The 16,332-nt window shown below is 36.7% G+C and carries 14 protein-coding genes; 12 read left to right on the top strand and 2 right to left on the bottom strand.

Annotation, left to right across the window (positions count from 1 at the left end):
* The first annotated feature begins 102 nt into the window (after positions 1-102).
* From gldF to EO244_RS00035, 7 genes are all read left to right on the top strand, one after another.
* A complete protein-coding gene (gene gldF, locus EO244_RS00065) occupies positions 103-834 on the top strand; it encodes a gliding motility-associated ABC transporter permease subunit GldF (RefSeq protein WP_129251747.1) in 732 nt (243 codons plus the stop codon).
* 51 nt (positions 835-885) lie between these two features.
* Positions 886-2,577 (top strand): gliding motility-associated ABC transporter substrate-binding protein GldG, encoded by a 1,692-nt coding sequence (gldG, locus tag EO244_RS00060; RefSeq protein WP_129251745.1) that lies wholly within the window; start codon positions 886-888, stop codon positions 2,575-2,577.
* A 249-nt stretch (positions 2,578-2,826) separates the two neighbouring features.
* Positions 2,827-3,957: a DNA polymerase III subunit beta gene (gene dnaN / locus EO244_RS00055; RefSeq protein ID WP_129251743.1), complete on the top strand. Its 1,131-nt coding sequence runs from the start codon at positions 2,827-2,829 to the stop codon at positions 3,955-3,957.
* 137 nt (positions 3,958-4,094) lie between these two features.
* Positions 4,095-4,862 (top strand): 3'-5' exonuclease, encoded by a 768-nt coding sequence (locus EO244_RS00050; RefSeq protein WP_129251741.1) that lies wholly within the window; start codon positions 4,095-4,097, stop codon positions 4,860-4,862.
* A gap of 61 nt (positions 4,863-4,923) precedes the next feature.
* Complete coding sequence (locus EO244_RS00045) at positions 4,924-5,535, top strand: fumarylacetoacetate hydrolase family protein (RefSeq protein ID WP_129251740.1); 612 nt, start codon at positions 4,924-4,926, stop codon at positions 5,533-5,535.
* 272 nt (positions 5,536-5,807) lie between these two features.
* Positions 5,808-7,604, top strand: coding sequence for an AMP-dependent synthetase/ligase (locus EO244_RS00040; protein WP_129251738.1), 1,797 nt, complete (start codon positions 5,808-5,810; stop codon positions 7,602-7,604).
* A gap of 250 nt (positions 7,605-7,854) precedes the next feature.
* On the top strand, positions 7,855-9,318 hold the full coding sequence (locus EO244_RS00035; RefSeq protein ID WP_129251737.1) for an aminoacyl-histidine dipeptidase: 1,464 nt from the start codon (positions 7,855-7,857) through the stop codon (positions 9,316-9,318).
* 408 nt (positions 9,319-9,726) lie between these two features.
* Here the strand turns inward: EO244_RS00035 and EO244_RS00030 are convergent, their stop codons facing one another.
* Both EO244_RS00030 and EO244_RS00025 read right to left on the bottom strand, forming a co-directional pair.
* Positions 9,727-10,833 (bottom strand): alanine racemase, encoded by a 1,107-nt coding sequence (locus EO244_RS00030; RefSeq protein WP_129251735.1) that lies wholly within the window; start codon positions 10,831-10,833, stop codon positions 9,727-9,729.
* Positions 10,834-10,847: 14 nt separating this feature from the next.
* A complete protein-coding gene (locus EO244_RS00025) occupies positions 10,848-12,266 on the bottom strand; it encodes a nicotinate phosphoribosyltransferase (protein WP_129251733.1) in 1,419 nt (472 codons plus the stop codon).
* A 307-nt stretch (positions 12,267-12,573) separates the two neighbouring features.
* Here EO244_RS00025 and EO244_RS00020 point away from each other — a divergent pair, with 307 nt between their 5' ends.
* The 5 genes from EO244_RS00020 to EO244_RS17165 all read left to right on the top strand — a co-directional run.
* Positions 12,574-13,959, top strand: coding sequence for an MFS transporter (locus EO244_RS00020; protein WP_129251731.1), 1,386 nt, complete (start codon positions 12,574-12,576; stop codon positions 13,957-13,959).
* Between the two features lie 155 nt (positions 13,960-14,114).
* Positions 14,115-15,554: an MFS transporter gene (locus EO244_RS00015; RefSeq protein ID WP_129251729.1), complete on the top strand. Its 1,440-nt coding sequence runs from the start codon at positions 14,115-14,117 to the stop codon at positions 15,552-15,554.
* 71 nt (positions 15,555-15,625) lie between these two features.
* The gene (locus tag EO244_RS00010) at positions 15,626-15,922 is read left to right on the top strand and encodes a transposase (protein ID WP_129251728.1); all 297 of its coding nucleotides are present in this window, start codon (positions 15,626-15,628) and stop codon (positions 15,920-15,922) included.
* Positions 15,923-15,994: 72 nt separating this feature from the next.
* Positions 15,995-16,141: a transposase gene (locus EO244_RS00005; RefSeq protein ID WP_129251723.1), complete on the top strand. Its 147-nt coding sequence runs from the start codon at positions 15,995-15,997 to the stop codon at positions 16,139-16,141.
* Positions 16,142-16,197: 56 nt separating this feature from the next.
* On the top strand, positions 16,198-16,332 hold a 135-nt coding region (locus tag EO244_RS17165), incomplete at its 3' end, for an IS3 family transposase (protein WP_394343718.1).

The following is a 16,332-nucleotide window of genomic DNA, read 5'->3' as shown; positions in this document are numbered from 1 at the left end:
TTAACTGATTACTGCTCATCCTTTGAGGGTATTGAAACATAAGTAGGAGAGAAAATCTCAGATTTATTTTGCAAATTTGTAACGCACTCCAAAAATTCATACATGTTCACATTATTATTAAAGGAATTTCGATCGTTCTTTAGCTCCATAAGTGGTTATTTAATCATCAGTATTTTCTTATTGGCTACTGGGTTGTTTATCTGGGTATTTCCAGGTAATACAAATGTTTTGGATGGAGGCTATGCCAATTTGGATACCCTTTTTGATATGGCTCCCTGGATTTATCTGTTTTTAATTCCGGCTTTGTGTATGCGTTTGTTTACCGATGAAAGAAAATCAGGAACCATTGAACTTTTATTTACCCGTCCTATTTCTGATTTTAAGATTGTTTTGTCGAAATTTTTTGCAGCACTTCTACTGGTCATTTTCTCATTGCTTTTCTGTTTAATTTATTATTTGTCAGTTTACTATCTGGGAAAACCCGTTGGGAGTATCGATGTTGGGGCGTTCTGGGGATCTTTTTTAGGTCTGTTTTTTCTGGCTATAGGCTATGTTTCCTTAGCTGTTTTTGCCGGTTCTTTAACGGATAATCAAATTATTGCTTTTCTCTTATCGCTGGTTTTGTGTTTTAGTTTTTATATGGGATTTGATTACCTGTCTGATCTGATGATATTTCAAAGTTTACAAACTGAGGTGATTAATTTGGGAATCAATGAGCACTACCGATCCTTGTCAAGAGGGGTTGTTGATTCACGAGATGTGAGTTATTTTATTTGCTTGTCGCTTACTTTTCTTTTTGCAACACGTACAGTGCTTCAGAGTAGAAAATGGTAGTTTACATCAGGCTTTTTTCAAAAAATAAGATCGATAAAATCATATAGCATCATGCAAATATCAAGCAAAAAGAAGAATTTATTTCAACTATTTCTTTCGGTTTTAGTTGTTCTGTTTGCGTACCAGTTTTTACAAGTTTTTCATTTTCGTATTGATTTAACTTCAGAGAAACGTTTTACGCTATCTGATAACACCAAAGCGCTATTGGCCGATTTAAAAAAGCCAGTTTATTTTGAGATCTATTTAGATGGGGATTTGCCTCATGGTTTTAATAAGCTTAAGAATGCAACGGTTGATCTGATAGAAGAATTTAAATCTTATACAGATGTTGAAATTGCTTACAGTTTTATTGATATTAATGCTCAGCTTAATCCAAAATTAAAAGAGAAATCCTTACGCGAACTATCAGAGAGAGGTCTAAAGCCAACCAGTATTCAGGAAACCTCTCGTGATGGAAGTGTGAAACAAAAGATTATTGTTCCCGGGCTTTTTGTTCACGATGGGAAAAAGGAAACCCCGGTTAATCTTTTGAAATCGGTGTCGGGATTATCGGCAGATCAGAACCTGAATCATTCTATTGAAAGTATCGAATATGAACTTTCAATGGCCATCAGATTATTGAATCAGACTAAGGTTAAGGAGATTGCCTTTTTTACAGGGCAAGGAGAACTGGGCGAATATGAAGTGGCTGATTTTACGGCATCTCTTTTACAACGCTATAAGGTCAGTCGGGCTACTGCTTATGAATTATCAAAAGATCTCAAGCGATTTGCCTGTGTGATTGTGGCACAACCTCGAAGTGCGTTTAGTAAAAAAGCCAAATATGCTCTCGATCAGTATATCATGAATGGGGGCAAGGTGATGTGGCTGATCGATGAAGTTGCTGCCTCAATGGACAGTATTTCTGCCAATGGCATGTCTATGGCATTTTATAAGCCATTGAATCTGGAAGATCAGTTGTTTAAATATGGGGTTCGTATTAATCCTGATTTGGTAATGGATGTCCAGAGTCAACTCATACCGGTTCAATCCACTGCATCCGGACAGAATGGAAAATATGTACCGGCTCCCTGGTATTACTCGCCACTTTTGGCTCCACCATCCAATCATCCTATTACCCGAAAGTTGAATATGGTTCGGGTTGAATTTGCAAATTCAATTGATAAGGTTGGAAATAATCCCAATTTAAAACACACTGTTTTATTAGCGAGTTCGAATTTTACCCGACTTCAGAAGGTTCCAACTCCCATTCGACTTGATATTGTTGCACAAAAAATGGAAGCCAAAGATTTTCCTGATGGTTCAAAAGTGATGTCGGTATTGATTGAAGGTAAGTTTCAGTCTGTTTTTAAGAACAGAATTTGGGAAGGAATCGACCGTTCAACTTATAAAGATGAAAGTCCTGAGAGTAAGATGATCGTTATATCTGATGGAGATATAATTAAAAATCGCGTGAGAGGGCTTGGTGGAAATGTACAAATGGAAGCTTTAGGATACGATAGGTATTCCCGAAAAACCTATGGTAACAGGAACTTCCTTCTGAATTGTATTGATTATTTATGCGATGATGAGGGGTGGATGAATTTGCGATCGAGAGAAGTGAAACTTCGATTATTGGATAAAACAAAACTGAGAGAAAACCGTCTTTTTTATCAGATTCTGAATTTGGGTTTACCTCTGGTCTTACTTTTGGTTTTTGCAATTATTTGGCACTACTTACGCCGAAAAAAATATCGAAATTAAACAGCTTCTTTCTAAAAAAAACTGAAGGAGAAATTGAAAGTAAACTCTTGGGAAAAAAGCAGATTCGAATAAATAAAATTCGTATATTCACCACTTAATATTTTTAACATTACTATGAATATTGGTGATGTCAAAAAATAAAATTGCAAGAAAACTATTAAATACACTGACAGATGAAATCTGATTGATTAACAGGATGTTTAGTCAAGTGTTATTTCAAAAGTCAACTTAAAAACAAATTATATACATATGAAATTTGTAGTATCAAGTACTGAGATTTTAGGACACATTCAAGCTATTAGCCGTGTTATTAGCAACAAAAACACACTTCCAATTCTCGATAACTTTTTATTTGAATTGAAGAATGGTGAATTAATAGCTACTGCTTCTGATTTGGAAACCACATTAATTACAACAATTCCATTGGATGCTTCTGAAGGTGATGGTGTAATTGCACTTCCAGCAAAGATTTTAACTGATACTTTAAAAGAGTTTCCTGAGCAGCCTTTGACTTTTGAAGTTGATCCTCAGACTTTAGCTGTGAAATTGAGTACTGAGAATGGTAAGTTTAGCATTCCCGGACAGAATGGTGATGACTATCCTAAAAATCCGGAAAAAGGACAGGATAGCGTTGTAAATATTACAGTGGCTAGCGAAGTATTATTAAAAGGTGTGAACAAAACTTTGTTTGCGACTGCTGATGATGAGCTTCGTCCTGTAATGAATGGTATTTTTATCGAACTGAATAATAATGACCTGACTTTTGTTGCTTCTGATGCGCACAAATTGGTACGTTACAAGCGTCTTGATGGCCGTTCAGAAGTTGAATCTTCATTTATTCTTCCTAAAAAACCAGCTTCATTGCTTCGTAATATTCTTCCTAAAGAAGAAAATCCGGTATTGGTTGAGTTTGATGATAAGAATGCATTCTTCACACTTTCTAACTATAAGTTGATTTGTCGTTTGGTTGAAGGAAAATACCCAAGTTATGGTTCGGTAATTCCAACTAACAATCCTTTTAAATTAACTATTGATCGTGTTGAGCTTTATAATACATTGAAACGTGTTTCTGTATTTTCAAACCCGGCAAGTAATTTGATCAAGTTTGAGTTAAATAACAACGAATTGGTTGTTTCAGCTCAGGACATTGATTTCTCTATTTCAGCTCGTGAAAGACTGATGTGTCAGTATGAGGGAGAAGCTCTTGAAATTGGCTTCAAATCAGTATTCTTGTTGGAAATTCTACAGAATATTTCATCATCGAATGTGGTGGTTGCCTTATCTGATCCAACACGTGCTGGTTTATTCTTGCCATACGACAATGAAAATGCTGATGAGGATGTATTAATGTTGTTAATGCCAATGATGATTAACGTTTAATTTAAACGGATTATATAATATTTGTAAAAAAACCTGATGAGAGTGAGCTTTCATTAGGTTTTTTCTATTTAAGATGAGATCTTTATATTGTAAGATTTAGAGATCTAATTATAACTTCTCCAAAAGAACAAGTCAATATGAATTTGAATTTGAAAAACCCAATTGCTTTTTTTGATTTAGAAACAACCGGAATTAATGTGTCGAAAGATCGAATTGTAGAAATTGCGATTGTAAAAGTTAGTCCAAACGGTAATGAAGAGACTAAAACATTTCGTGTTAATCCGGGAGTTCCAATTCCGAAGGAAGCAAGCGCCATACATGGTATTTACGATGAGGATGTAAAAGATGAGCCCACTTTTAAAGAAATAGGTAAGATTATTGCAAAATTCATTGAAGGTTGTGATTTGGCAGGTTATAATTCCAATCGATTTGACATTCCCTTATTGGCAGAAGAATTTTTGCGTGCTGATATCGATATTGATATGAGAAAACGCAAATTTGTAGATGTGCAGACTATTTTTCATAAAATGGAGCAGCGCACATTAACAGCAGCTTACAAGTTCTATTGTGGTAAAGATCTTGAAGGGGCTCATGGTGCTGAGGCAGATACTATAGCAACATACGAGGTGTTGAAATCTCAATTGGATAGATATGAAACTCTTGAGAATGATATCGATTACCTTTCAAAATTCTCAACTCAGAATAAGAATGCTGATTTTGCAGGAATGATTGTTTTTGATAAAAAAGGGGTTGAAACCTTTAATTTTGGGAAGAACAAAGGCAAAGCCGTTGAAGACGTTCTGAATGAACAACCAGGGTATTACGGTTGGATTATGAATAATGATTTTCCTCTGTATACAAAGAAAGTTTTGACTGAGATTAAGCTTCGAAACTTTAACATGTAGAATCCGGTAAATTAGGATTTCTGATTTTAAAAAAGGAATAAACTATTTCACGAATGACACTATGAAAATATTAGCGATTGGCAGAAATTATGTGGATCATGCTAAAGAATTGAATAACCCGGTGCCAACCGAGCCAGTGGTTTTCTCAATGCCTGATTCAGCGCTTTTAAAGAGCAATAACGATTTTTATTACCCTGATTTCTCAAAGGATATCCATCATGAGGTTGAAGTTGTGGTTAAAATTAATCGGGTAGGGAAGAATATTCCAATTGAATTTGCACATCGATATTACGAAGAACTGGCCTTGGGAATTGATTTTACAGCCCGTGACATTCAGACCGAATGCAAGAAAAAAGGTTTGCCCTGGGAAAAGGCAAAAGCCTTTGATGGGGCAGCTCCCATCTCTAAATTTGTACCTAAAACAAAGTTTAAAGATATCAATGCTCTGAATTTTAGTTTGGATATCAATGGACAACGCGTACAGACAGGGAATACTGCTGATTTGATTTTTTCAATTGATTACCTGATCAGTTACCTGTCGAAATATTTCACACTGAAAATTGGTGATCTGATTTATACGGGAACTCCTGAAGGTGTTGGACCTGTAAAAATCGGAGACCATCTGGTTGGCGAGTTGGAAGGTGAAGAATTGCTAAACTTTCATGTTCGCTAAAGACTGATCCTTTTTATAGCTTGAATTTGTCAAATTTTGATGAATTCGCCCTTAAATAAAGACATTTAGCTGTAATAGTGGTTTTAGACTAGTATCTGAAACCACTATTTTTGTAAGCGCTTGATTTTATTGGGTTTTAAAAGGATTTCTGTGCTTGTTGACTCCGTTTTTAATTTTTTTTCAACCGATATTGGATTTGCATTTCCGCCGAAATGCTTTCAAGTCGGCTAAACATGTGTATCTTTGCAGCGATTTACAACTAAACTAGTTTTATGGATTATCAACATTGGGGCAAACATCTTCGCCAAAGATTTGAAAAATTTGGCGACAAGGTTGCGATGTCCTATAAGAATGAGGATAGTGGGGAATGGGTTGATGTGAGTTGGTGTGAATTCGGAATTCAGACCAGACAAGTATCTAAGGCTCTGCTTAAATTGGGTATTGGAATACAAGAAAGCGTTGCTATTTTTTCTCAAAACATGCCTGAATGGATTGTTGCCGACCTTGCAGTCATGAGTGTAAGAGGTGTAACGGTTCCTATCTATCCAACCAATTCGACAGCTGAAGCAAAGTATATTATACAAGATGCTTCGGTTCAGGCTATTTTTGTAGGTGAACAAGAGCAATATGATAGAACCATGGAATTGCTTGGAGAATGTTCACAAGTAAAAATGGTTATCGTTTTTGATAAGGCGGTTAAAATAAATGATCATCAGCATACCATGTATTGGGATGAGTTTATCGAAATGGGTAAGGCTTCCCGTTTGGGAAAAGAGTTTGATGCCCGATTCGAAACAGCTAATCTTGATGATTTAGCAACCCTAATTTATACTTCAGGTACTACAGGAGAGCCTAAAGGGGTTATGATTGATCACAATAATATTACTTCAGTTCTGCGTTCTCACGATAAGGAACTTGCAGTTGGTGATGATGAGGTTTCTTTAAGCTTTCTTCCATTGAGCCATGTTTATGAACGTGGTTGGACGTTTTTCTGTTTACACCGAGGTTATAAAATCTATTTCAATCGCGATCCAAAACAAATTGGTCCGACAATGAAAGAGGCCAGACCAACTCTAATGTGTACGGTTCCGCGTATTTATGAAAAGATATATTCAGCCATTCAGGATAAGAGTAAGGATGCTTCAGGCATCAAAAAGAAAATTTTGAATTGGTCGCTGAAAATAGGGGAGTTACGAAATAATCAGTACAAGCGTTTCGAAAAGAAAGTTCCTTTTGGCTTGAAACTAAAATATAAACTTGCCGATAAATTAGTCTTGAGCAAGTTCCGTGATATCTTTGGAGGAAGAATCAATTTTACGCCATGTGGTGGCGCTCCGCTTTCATCAGAAATTATCGCTTTCTTCCATTCGGTTGGTATCAATGTGAAAATGGGCTATGGTCTTACTGAGACGATGGCAACTGTTTGTTTATATGGTGATACGCATATCGATTTTAATACCACAGGTAAAACACTCAATGGTGTTGAGATTAAGATTGGAGAGAATGACGAGATACTTGTAAAAAGCCCGGGGGTGATGCGAGGCTATTACAAAAAGCCCGAAGAAACGGCTAAGGTGATGAAAGATGGCTGGTTTTGTACAGGCGATGCAGGTCGAATTGATGAGAATGGAAATTTGACGATTACCGATAGAATTAAAGATCTGATGAAAACCTCTGGCGGTAAATATGTAGCGCCTCAAAAGTTGGAAACAACTTTGGTAAATGATCAGTTTATTGAGCAAGTTGCCGTTATTGGGGATTGTCAGAAATATGTGACAGCCTTGGCTGTTCCGGCTTTTGAACCTTTACGACAGTATGCAAAAAAACATAACATTTCCTTCGATTCTATCGAGGAATTGATTACTCATTCTCAAATTGTTGAGTTCTTTGAAAAACGATTTGAGGATATGCAAAAGGAATTTTCGCGTTTCGAAAAAATTAAGAAGTTTACACTTTTACCAAAGGAATTTTCAATGGAAGCCGGTGAAATTACATCAACGCTTAAATTGAAAAGAAAAGTCATACAAGAAAAGTACAAGCATCTTATCGAAAAGATGTATAAGGATTAGTACAAGATTTAAAACAAGCATATCGAAGCCGATGGAATAATATTCTATCGGCTTTCTTGTTTTTGTTACTTATTGCTGACTTGAGATCCTATCTAATAATTTATGTTGTTAAAATCTGTTATTTCCCCAAAGGTTTTGGCTCGGTTCTTTTCTTAAACTCAAAAAAAAATTACCTTTAGGACTGCATTTTCGAAATCACTCTTATTATTTTGATTTTGCAATTGATTTTAAATACTTAAAAACAAATATAATGAGCAAAGAAATTTTAAGCTTAGAGCCTAAAGCAATTTGGGAGAACTTTTATGCATTAACTCAAATTCCTCGTCCATCTAAACATGAAGATGCTATTCAGGCATTCATGGTGAAATTTGGCGAAGACTTAGGTCTTGAAACAATTAAAGATGCGGTTGGAAACATCATTATTAAAAAGCCTGCTACTCCAGGAATGGAAGATAGAATGGGTGTTGTGATGCAAGGTCACCTTGATATGGTTCCTCAGAAAAATTCTGATACAGAGCATGATTTCGAAAAAGATCCTATCGAGACTTATGTTGATGGTGAATGGTTGACTGCTAACGGAACAACTCTGGGTGCTGATAATGGTATGGGTGTTGCTGCAGCTATGGCTGTTTTGCAATCTACTGACTTGGTTCACGGTCCGGTTGAAGCTTTATTCACTTCTGATGAAGAAACAGGTATGACAGGTGCTTTTGGTCTGCAACCAGGTGTGCTTGATGGTGATATTCTTTTGAATATGGATTCTGAGGACGAAGGTGAATTGTATGTAGGTTGTGCCGGAGGTATCGATGCAAACATCACATTCAAAAATAAATTGACAGAAACACCTAAAGGAACTGTTGCTTTCAAATTGAACATGAAAGGTCTTAAGGGTGGTCATTCAGGAATGGAAATTATTTTGGGTAGAGGAAATTCTAACAAATTATTATTCCGTTTCTTAAAGCATGCAGCTAAGAATTTTGGTTTACGTATTGCTTCTGTTGATGGTGGATCATTACGTAACGCGATTCCACGTGAGTCTTTTGCTGTTGTTGTTGTACCAGAGAAGCATGTTGACGCTTGTGCAGCCTCTTTGAAGGAGTTTGAAGCTATTTTTAAAGCTGAACTAAGTGCAGTTGAACCAGATTTAACCTTCTTTGCTGAGCCATGTGACTTACCAAAGAATGTGATGAAGGGTAAACTTCAGAACAGATTAATTGATGCGATTTATGCTTGTCCTAATGGAGTAATTCGTATGAGTGATGCGATGCCAGGTTTGGTTGAGACTTCAAACAACCTTGCTCGTGTTTATAGCGATGATAAAAAGATCATGATTCAGACTTTATTGCGTTCTTCGGTGAACTCTGCAAAAGAAGATTTGGCTGAAATGATTTCTTCTGTATTTACTTTGGCTGGTGCGAAGGTTGTATTGGAAGGTGAATATCCAGGATGGAAACCAAATATGGATTCTCCAATCTTGAAAACCATGCAAAACGTTTATAACGAGAAATATGGTAAGATTCCTGAGATCAAAGCGATTCACGCAGGTCTTGAGTGTGGTTTACTTGGTGCTGTTTACCCACACTGGGATATGATTTCTTTCGGACCAACCATTCGTTTCCCTCACTCACCAGATGAGAAAGTGAAGATCGATACCGTTCAGAAATTCTGGGATTTCACTGTTGAAACTCTTAAGAACATTCCCGTTAAGAAATAATCTTTTGTGATATATTATAAAAATAGCCCTCTTTTACAGAGGGCTATTTTTGTTTCCATACTGATCGCCTTAAATAAGCAGGGGGTATATAAAAGAGATACTACTTGAACTAAAAAACATCTTACAGGTACTAAAGAAGTGCTTGTTTGCACTAAAAAAGATACCTAGGGTATGTAAAAAAGATACTGTTTGAACTAAAGAGCATCCTGTTTAAACTAAAAGACATCCTCGAGGCACTTCGGAAGCTAAACGATTAACTAAATAAGTGATTGTTTTAACTAAGAAACATCCTTCAGGAACTTATGAAGTGCAAAGAGGAACCAAAAAAGGTACTCCTTAGATAATAGGATAATATAAAAATAGCTCGATTATTGTCGAGCTATTTTTTGTATCAAGTTTTGATGAGATTTACTTCGTCATATCAATTGTTTCAGCTTCAAGGGTCAAATACTTACCCATTGAGTTAGCTGTCATGCACGAGTGAATGGGTAGAATACCAATCAGATCGCCAACTTGAAACTCGTTAAAGAAATCTTCGTTGCATTTTATAATGCCATGTTCCTGAGATAGGTTTGAAAGAAAACCACCGCTCATAATCGGACTCCAGCCATCAGGTTTGATGTTGACCAATGAACCAAAAAGTTTGGTGCCTTCTTCGTCAGCTTCAAGGTATTCTTTTGAGAAATGAACACCGCCGCCATAGATAACTAATTCGTTTCTGTCGGCATGTTTAGCGATAATCGGACAGGCCATAGCTACAGCTATCTCGTCTTCTTCGCAGGACCCCAAAACGAATTGCATCATATCATAGAAAGCAAAATTCCCCGGGCGAATTTCATCTATACCAAAGAATTCTTCACTAATGCTGCAGGCAGGTGTGTCACCCAGTGAAACTTCCAAGTCGGGAAACTGAGAACGGAAAACATCTTTTAGTTCGTTTAAATCGAGTACAGTTTGTTTGTGGTTGCGGTGAATTTCGTCAGAATCACTGGCTTTGTAGTTGTGACCACTGTGTGCTAAGAATCCTTTAAATACCAGTCGGGTTGAGGCTTTGATGTAATTCAGCAGGTTTTGAATGCCAGAGGTATCCTGAGCAGCAATTCCGGTGCGATGATAGCCCGTATCGATTTTGATAAAGACATTCACATTATTATTTAATTCAGCCTCAAGATGGTGGATGCTTTCTGCTGATTCAACTAAAATATTCAGTTGTATTTTTCCAGCCAATTCGTCTATGACGTCCATTTCCCTCAAATTGACAGGTATAGCAACAGTGATGTCGTCCCATTTGTTGTCTGCAAAATATTGAGCCATTTGTAGTGAGGATACCGCAATTTTGTTGACACCACGTTCACGAAACCATTCCCCAACTTCAGCCGATTGATGTGTTTTAAAATGAGGTCGAAGGCTTAAGTTGCAACGTTGTGCACGCGCAATCATATTCTCGATATTACGAGTGCACTTATTTTTGTCGAGTAAAAGTGTCGGTTTTTTTATATGTATTCTGATATCCATGAATTCCTGTAGGTTTAGTTCATTTTTTTGTGAATGCCTTTGAGCATCTCATTTTTTAATTTGAGTACTTTCTTCGAAACTCCAACTTTGTAGATATGCGGGCTAATGAATCGTTTATGTTCGTCAGGAAGTTGGGCAAAACGTTTTTGCAGATAGGCATTTATTTCATTTGGACTTTGTTCTTCGATTAGGATTTCTCCATTTTCCATAACCTTTTGTGTCAGCACCTCAAAAGTTAAGCCATCAAGTTCAGTAGTTTTATGTGAGTGAAAAGGGTGGTAAATCTGATCAATATGATCTTCCTCAATTAAGAGAATTCCATCCCGGAAGAACATTCCATCCCTGTCAATATATCGCACGACTTTTTTTCTCCCCGGAAGCGTCATTTTCTCCACATTTTCCGAAACTTTCAGACAGGGAGTGTTGTTATTCTCAACCAGTTTATAAACTCCATCAAGAGCCCCCGTGTCGTTTCCGGTTACCAATTCGGTTCCAACTCCGTAACCATCAATTTTGGCGCCTTGTTCGTTCAAACTTTTAATAACATATTCGTTGAGTTGATTCGATGCAAATATCTGCACATAGCTAAGATCAGCATCATCAAGCATTTCGCGGCCCTTCTTACTTAAATAGGCAAGATCGCCGCTGTCCAATCTAATCCCGACAAGCTTATGTCCTTTCTTTTCAAGTTCTTTGGCAACCAGAATGGCATTGGGAATACCTGATTTTAGTGTGTTGTAAGTATCAACCAGTAAAACTGTTGTATCAGGATTTATTTCAGCATACTGGCGGAAGGCATCAATCTCCTTTTCAAAACTTTGTACCCATGCGTGAGCTTGAGTTCCACTTACAGGAATGTCATAATTGAATGCGGCATAAACATTTGATGTTGAATTCGCACCGCCAATAATAGCAGCTCTGCTTGCATGAATACCACCCAAACCTTGAGCTCTTCTTAATCCGAAATCGGCAAAGGCTTTGTCACCTATAACCGAACGTATTCGGCAAGCCTTGGTCGCAATCAGAGATTGAAAATTGAGGTAATTCAAAAGAATTGTTTCAACCAGCAAACACTCAATCATCCGGCCTTCTATACGTATAATTGGTTCGTACGGAAAAGCGATTTCTCCCTCTTTCATACTATATATATTTCCTCTGAATCTAAAATCTTTTAAATAGTTTAGGAATTCATCTTTTAAACCTGCTTTTTTAAGAAAAGCTAAATTTTCATCTGAATAAGAGAATTTTGATAGAATACTGAGTAGATCCTGTAGCCCTGCAAAAACGACATATCCTCCCTTATAAGGATTGGTTCGGAAAAAATAATCGAATGTGCTCGTTTCATTTTGTTTACCACTATAAAAGTAGGCTTGAGCCATGGTCAGCTCATAAAAATCGGTATACAGTCCTGTGTTTTGAGTCAGTGTTTGCATTTTTAGTCTAAATATGTCAGACAACAAAGATAAGGACAAAGTTTGAAGGATACTTAAAGCTTGATGTTAAATACTGGTTAGTCCCTGTTGCTTATTCAAAGGTCATTGATTTCTCAAACCTCAGATTTGGTGGTTGTTTCACAACTGCCATGATTCGAGCAGGTTGAGAGTATATTGTCCACAGAAGTAAATGTGGGATTATGCGACACAATTTAAAAACATGAGGCTCAGTTTTGCTTGTCTCAGTATAAATCTTAATTTAGCGGGCTCTAAAACATTAACTTAAACGAAATAAAAAATTAAAAACATGGCTATAACAAAAGCAGCTAGTCTCTCAATTCGAGACAGCAAAAGTGCAAGATGGTTCGTTTTATTAACGGTTTCCTTCTTGATGCTTACAGGATATTTCTTTACAGATATCATGTCTCCTCTGCAAGGAATGTTACGTGACCAAATGGGATGGTCTAACTCATCTTATGGAACTTTTGCTGGTTCTTATTCTGTATTAAACGTATTCTGTTTGATGCTTATTTTTGGTGGTATTATCCTTGATAAAGCAGGTATTCGTTTTACAGGTACTTTCTTTGTTGGAATTATGATTGTTGGAGCTTTTTTCAACTATTATGCCATGACTGATACGTTTAATAATGGTGGTTTAGGCTACGATTTTCTTAATTCATTCTTAACAGATTATAAGCCTTCTTTAAAGATGGCTATGATTGGATATGCTTTATTTGGAGTGGGTGTTGAGATTGCTGGAATTACGGTTTCTCGAATCATTGTAAAATGGTTTAAGGGAAAAGAAATGGCATTGGCGATGGGACTCGAGATGGCTTGTGCTCGTGGTGGTATGCTTATCGCATTCTCTGCTTCACCATGGATGACAGGTGCTGATAAAATTATTTCACGTCCTTTGGCATTCGGTGTTATTCTTTTGGTTATTGGTTTGCTTGCATTCTTTGTTCATAATATGATGGATAAGAGGTTAGATGCTGAGGTGGCTGCTGATACGAGTGTTGTAGCTTCTGAAGAAGAATTTAAGGCTTCGGATGTCTTCTTGTTATTTAAAAATCCAGGATTTATCTTGATTTCACTTCTTTGTGTATTATTCTACTCTGCTGTATTCCCATTCACGAAATTTGCTCCGGATTTAATGGTTCAGAAATATGGTTTTGCTGAAGAATTCTCAGGAATGATTGTAGGTCTTCTTCCTATTGGAACGATGATTCTGACACCAATTTTTGGTGCTTTCATGGATAAAAAAGGAAAATCAGCTAGTATTATGATGTTGGGATCTTTATTATTGATCTTCTCACATACTATTTTTGCTTTCTTACCTGGAAATACGGGTTTTGCATTTGCTGCTATGATTGTTCTTGGTTTTGCATTCTCTTTTGTACCAGCTGCTATGTGGCCTTCAGTACCAAAGATTATACCGGAATCACGTTTGGGTTCAGCTTATGCAATGATCTTTATGATCCAGAATGTGGGTCTGATGTTATTCCCTATGCTTTTGGGAGCTGTATTGGATTCGGCAAACGAAGGATTGGCTGAAGGTGCTGCTCTTAACTATACTGAGCCAATGATGTTGATGGTTGGTTGTGGTATTGCAGCTCTTGTTGTAGCTTTCTTCTTGAGAGTTGTTGATAAGAAAAGAGGATACGGTTTGGACCTTCCTAATATTCAGGAATAGTTTCAAATAATATATAGAGTTTAAAGCCACCTTCGGGTGGCTTTTTTTGTAAGTAGCTGTAAGTGATAAAATATAGGTTTGTTTTTTTAGGCATTAATCTTAATTTAGTATAATCTAAAACCCAAAAACTAAATACTAACCCAAAAATTATTGTAATGACAGATGCTATTAAAAAAACTTTGAGAGATAGTGCAGGTGCTCGTTGGTTTGTGCTAATTCTCGTTTCGGTAACTATGCTTATAGCATATACCTTTATGGAGGTGCTTTCTCCACTTCAAACACTTATTCAAAGCACATACGGATGGAGTGGAACAGATTGGGGGCTGGTTACAGGTGCCCAGGGATACTTAAATGTATTTGCATTTATGCTGATCTTCTCTGGTATTGTACTGGATAAAATGGGGATTAAATTTACAGCCATAGGATCTGGCTTGGTAATGATTCTTGGAGCTATTGTTAAATATTACGCATTTGCTCATAATTTTGAAATGGGATCTGCTATTTTAGGGATCGATTCCAGAGTGTTTGTTTCAGCATCAGGATTTGCAATATTCTGTGTTGGAGCCGAAGGTGCTGGTATTACTGTATCCAGAATCATTGTAAAATGGTTTAAGGGGCGGGAAATGGCACTTGCAATGGGAACTGAGATGGCTTTAGCACGTTTAGGTTCATTCCTTGCTTTATTCGGTTCGCCTCGTATAGCTGATGCATTTAGCATTCCAACAGCCGTATTGGTAGGAACGCTTGCTTTATGTATCGGATTAATTCTTTTCATTGTTTATTGTCTAATGGATGTGAAATTGGATAAGCAAATTGAAGATGAAGCTGAAGAAGAAGAACCTTTCAAAATTGCTGACCTTGGTGTTATTATTAAAAGCAAAGGCTTTTGGTATATTGCTATTCTTTGTTTGTTATTTTATTCTGCCGTATTCCCATTCTATAAGTTTTCTTCAGGTTTAATGGTGAACAAGTTTGGTATTGATCCATCTACTGCTGGCGATATTCCTTCGATTTTGCCATTTGGAACGATTCTTTTAACGCCACTATTTGGATTTATTTACGATAAATATGGTAAGGGTGCTTCTATTATGATTCTTGGAGCTGTATTGCTTGTTATTGTACATACGATATTCTATATACCTTCGCTGACAGCAACATGGGTTGCAATTTTTGCAGTAGTTCTATTGGGAATTGCTTTCTCATTGGTTCCTTCGGCTATGTGGCCTTCAGTTCCAAAGATTATTCCTGATAAGCAGTTAGGCTCGGCTTATGCATTAATTTTCTATGTTCAAAATATTGGTTTAATGCTTGTGCCTATTTTACTAGGTGTTGTTTTGGATAAAACAAACCCAGGTGTAAATGAAAAAACCGAAAGCGCCATCCTTAACTTCAGAGCAGAAGGCATTCCTGCAAATGAAATCTCAGCAAAAGTGCAGGCTCTTAGAGAAGCTGGTGATATTCCTATGTTCGATTATTCATCAACCTGGTTAATTTTTGTTGGATTAACTATACTTGCTACTGTATTTGGTTTCTTATTGAAAGCCGAAGATCGCAAAAAAGGTTATGGTCTGGAGTTACCTAACATCCAGAAATAATATTATAACAATTGAAAAGCCACCTGAATGCACTGCCCCCAAAAAGTTAGACACTATTTGGGGGTATTTTTATGAGTAGAAAACACAAATACAGTAAGGCATTTAAATTAGACGCCGTTCAGAAAGTTTTACAAGATTATCAAAGCATCACCATGGTTAGTGATACTATTGGTATCCATAAGAGTGATCTGAAAAAATGGATCAAATATTATCAGGAGTACGGAGAATCTGGTCTGAAACCAAAGTCAGCTAATGCATCTTATTCGGGAGATTTTAAGCTGAAAGTTATTCGCAGTATTGAACAAAGTGGGCTATCTTTCCGAGCTGCAAGTTTAAAATATAATATTCCAAGCCACAGTACAGTTTAAGGCTGGTATCAAACCTATATTTCAAAAGGAGCTCTTGAATTGTACAAAGATGGCAGAGGTCGCCCTATATCTATGAATAACAGAAAGTCTAGAAAAATATTAAAAAAAACACAGACAAGAGAGGAAGAACTTTTGCTGGAGAATGAATCTTTAAAAGCTGAATTAGCTTTGCTAAAAAAGTTGAAAGCCTTAGCCCAAGCCAAAAAGAGAAAGCAATAGCCATAAAGGAGCTAAGGCAACATTACCATCTGTCACTATTATTACAACAGGGGTCAATGGCAAAAAGTAGTTTTTATTATCACTTGAAGTCTTTACAACAAGTGGATAAGTATGAACAGGTAAAATTGAAAATACAAGAGATTTACCACAAGCACAAGGGAAGATATGGTTACAGAAGAATCACATTAGCA

It is taken from the genome of Ancylomarina salipaludis, from assembly GCF_004122035.1.
Lineage (GTDB): Bacteria > Bacteroidota > Bacteroidia > Bacteroidales > Marinifilaceae > Ancylomarina > Ancylomarina salipaludis.
This window is presented reverse-complemented; position numbering and strand designations above follow the sequence as displayed.

Excerpts from the sequence above, each read along its gene's own strand:
- EO244_RS00005 (WP_129251723.1), top strand. The coding sequence starts at position 15,995 with ATGAATAACAGAAAGTCTAGAAAAATATTAAAAAAAACACAGACAAGA.
- gldG (WP_129251745.1), top strand. The coding sequence starts at position 886 with ATGCAAATATCAAGCAAAAAGAAGAATTTATTTCAACTATTTCTTTCG.
- EO244_RS00040 (WP_129251738.1), top strand. The coding sequence starts at position 5,808 with ATGGATTATCAACATTGGGGCAAACATCTTCGCCAAAGATTTGAAAAA.
- EO244_RS00050 (WP_129251741.1), top strand. The coding sequence starts at position 4,095 with ATGAATTTGAATTTGAAAAACCCAATTGCTTTTTTTGATTTAGAAACA.
- gldF (WP_129251747.1), top strand. The coding sequence starts at position 103 with ATGTTCACATTATTATTAAAGGAATTTCGATCGTTCTTTAGCTCCATA.
- EO244_RS00010 (WP_129251728.1), top strand. The coding sequence starts at position 15,626 with ATGAGTAGAAAACACAAATACAGTAAGGCATTTAAATTAGACGCCGTT.
- dnaN (WP_129251743.1), top strand. The coding sequence starts at position 2,827 with ATGAAATTTGTAGTATCAAGTACTGAGATTTTAGGACACATTCAAGCT.
- EO244_RS00045 (WP_129251740.1), top strand. The coding sequence starts at position 4,924 with ATGAAAATATTAGCGATTGGCAGAAATTATGTGGATCATGCTAAAGAA.
- EO244_RS00030 (WP_129251735.1), bottom strand. The coding sequence starts at position 10,833 with ATGGATATCAGAATACATATAAAAAAACCGACACTTTTACTCGACAAA.
- EO244_RS00035 (WP_129251737.1), top strand. The coding sequence starts at position 7,855 with ATGAGCAAAGAAATTTTAAGCTTAGAGCCTAAAGCAATTTGGGAGAAC.
- EO244_RS00025 (WP_129251733.1), bottom strand. The coding sequence starts at position 12,266 with ATGCAAACACTGACTCAAAACACAGGACTGTATACCGATTTTTATGAG.
- EO244_RS00020 (WP_129251731.1), top strand. The coding sequence starts at position 12,574 with ATGGCTATAACAAAAGCAGCTAGTCTCTCAATTCGAGACAGCAAAAGT.
- EO244_RS00015 (WP_129251729.1), top strand. The coding sequence starts at position 14,115 with ATGACAGATGCTATTAAAAAAACTTTGAGAGATAGTGCAGGTGCTCGT.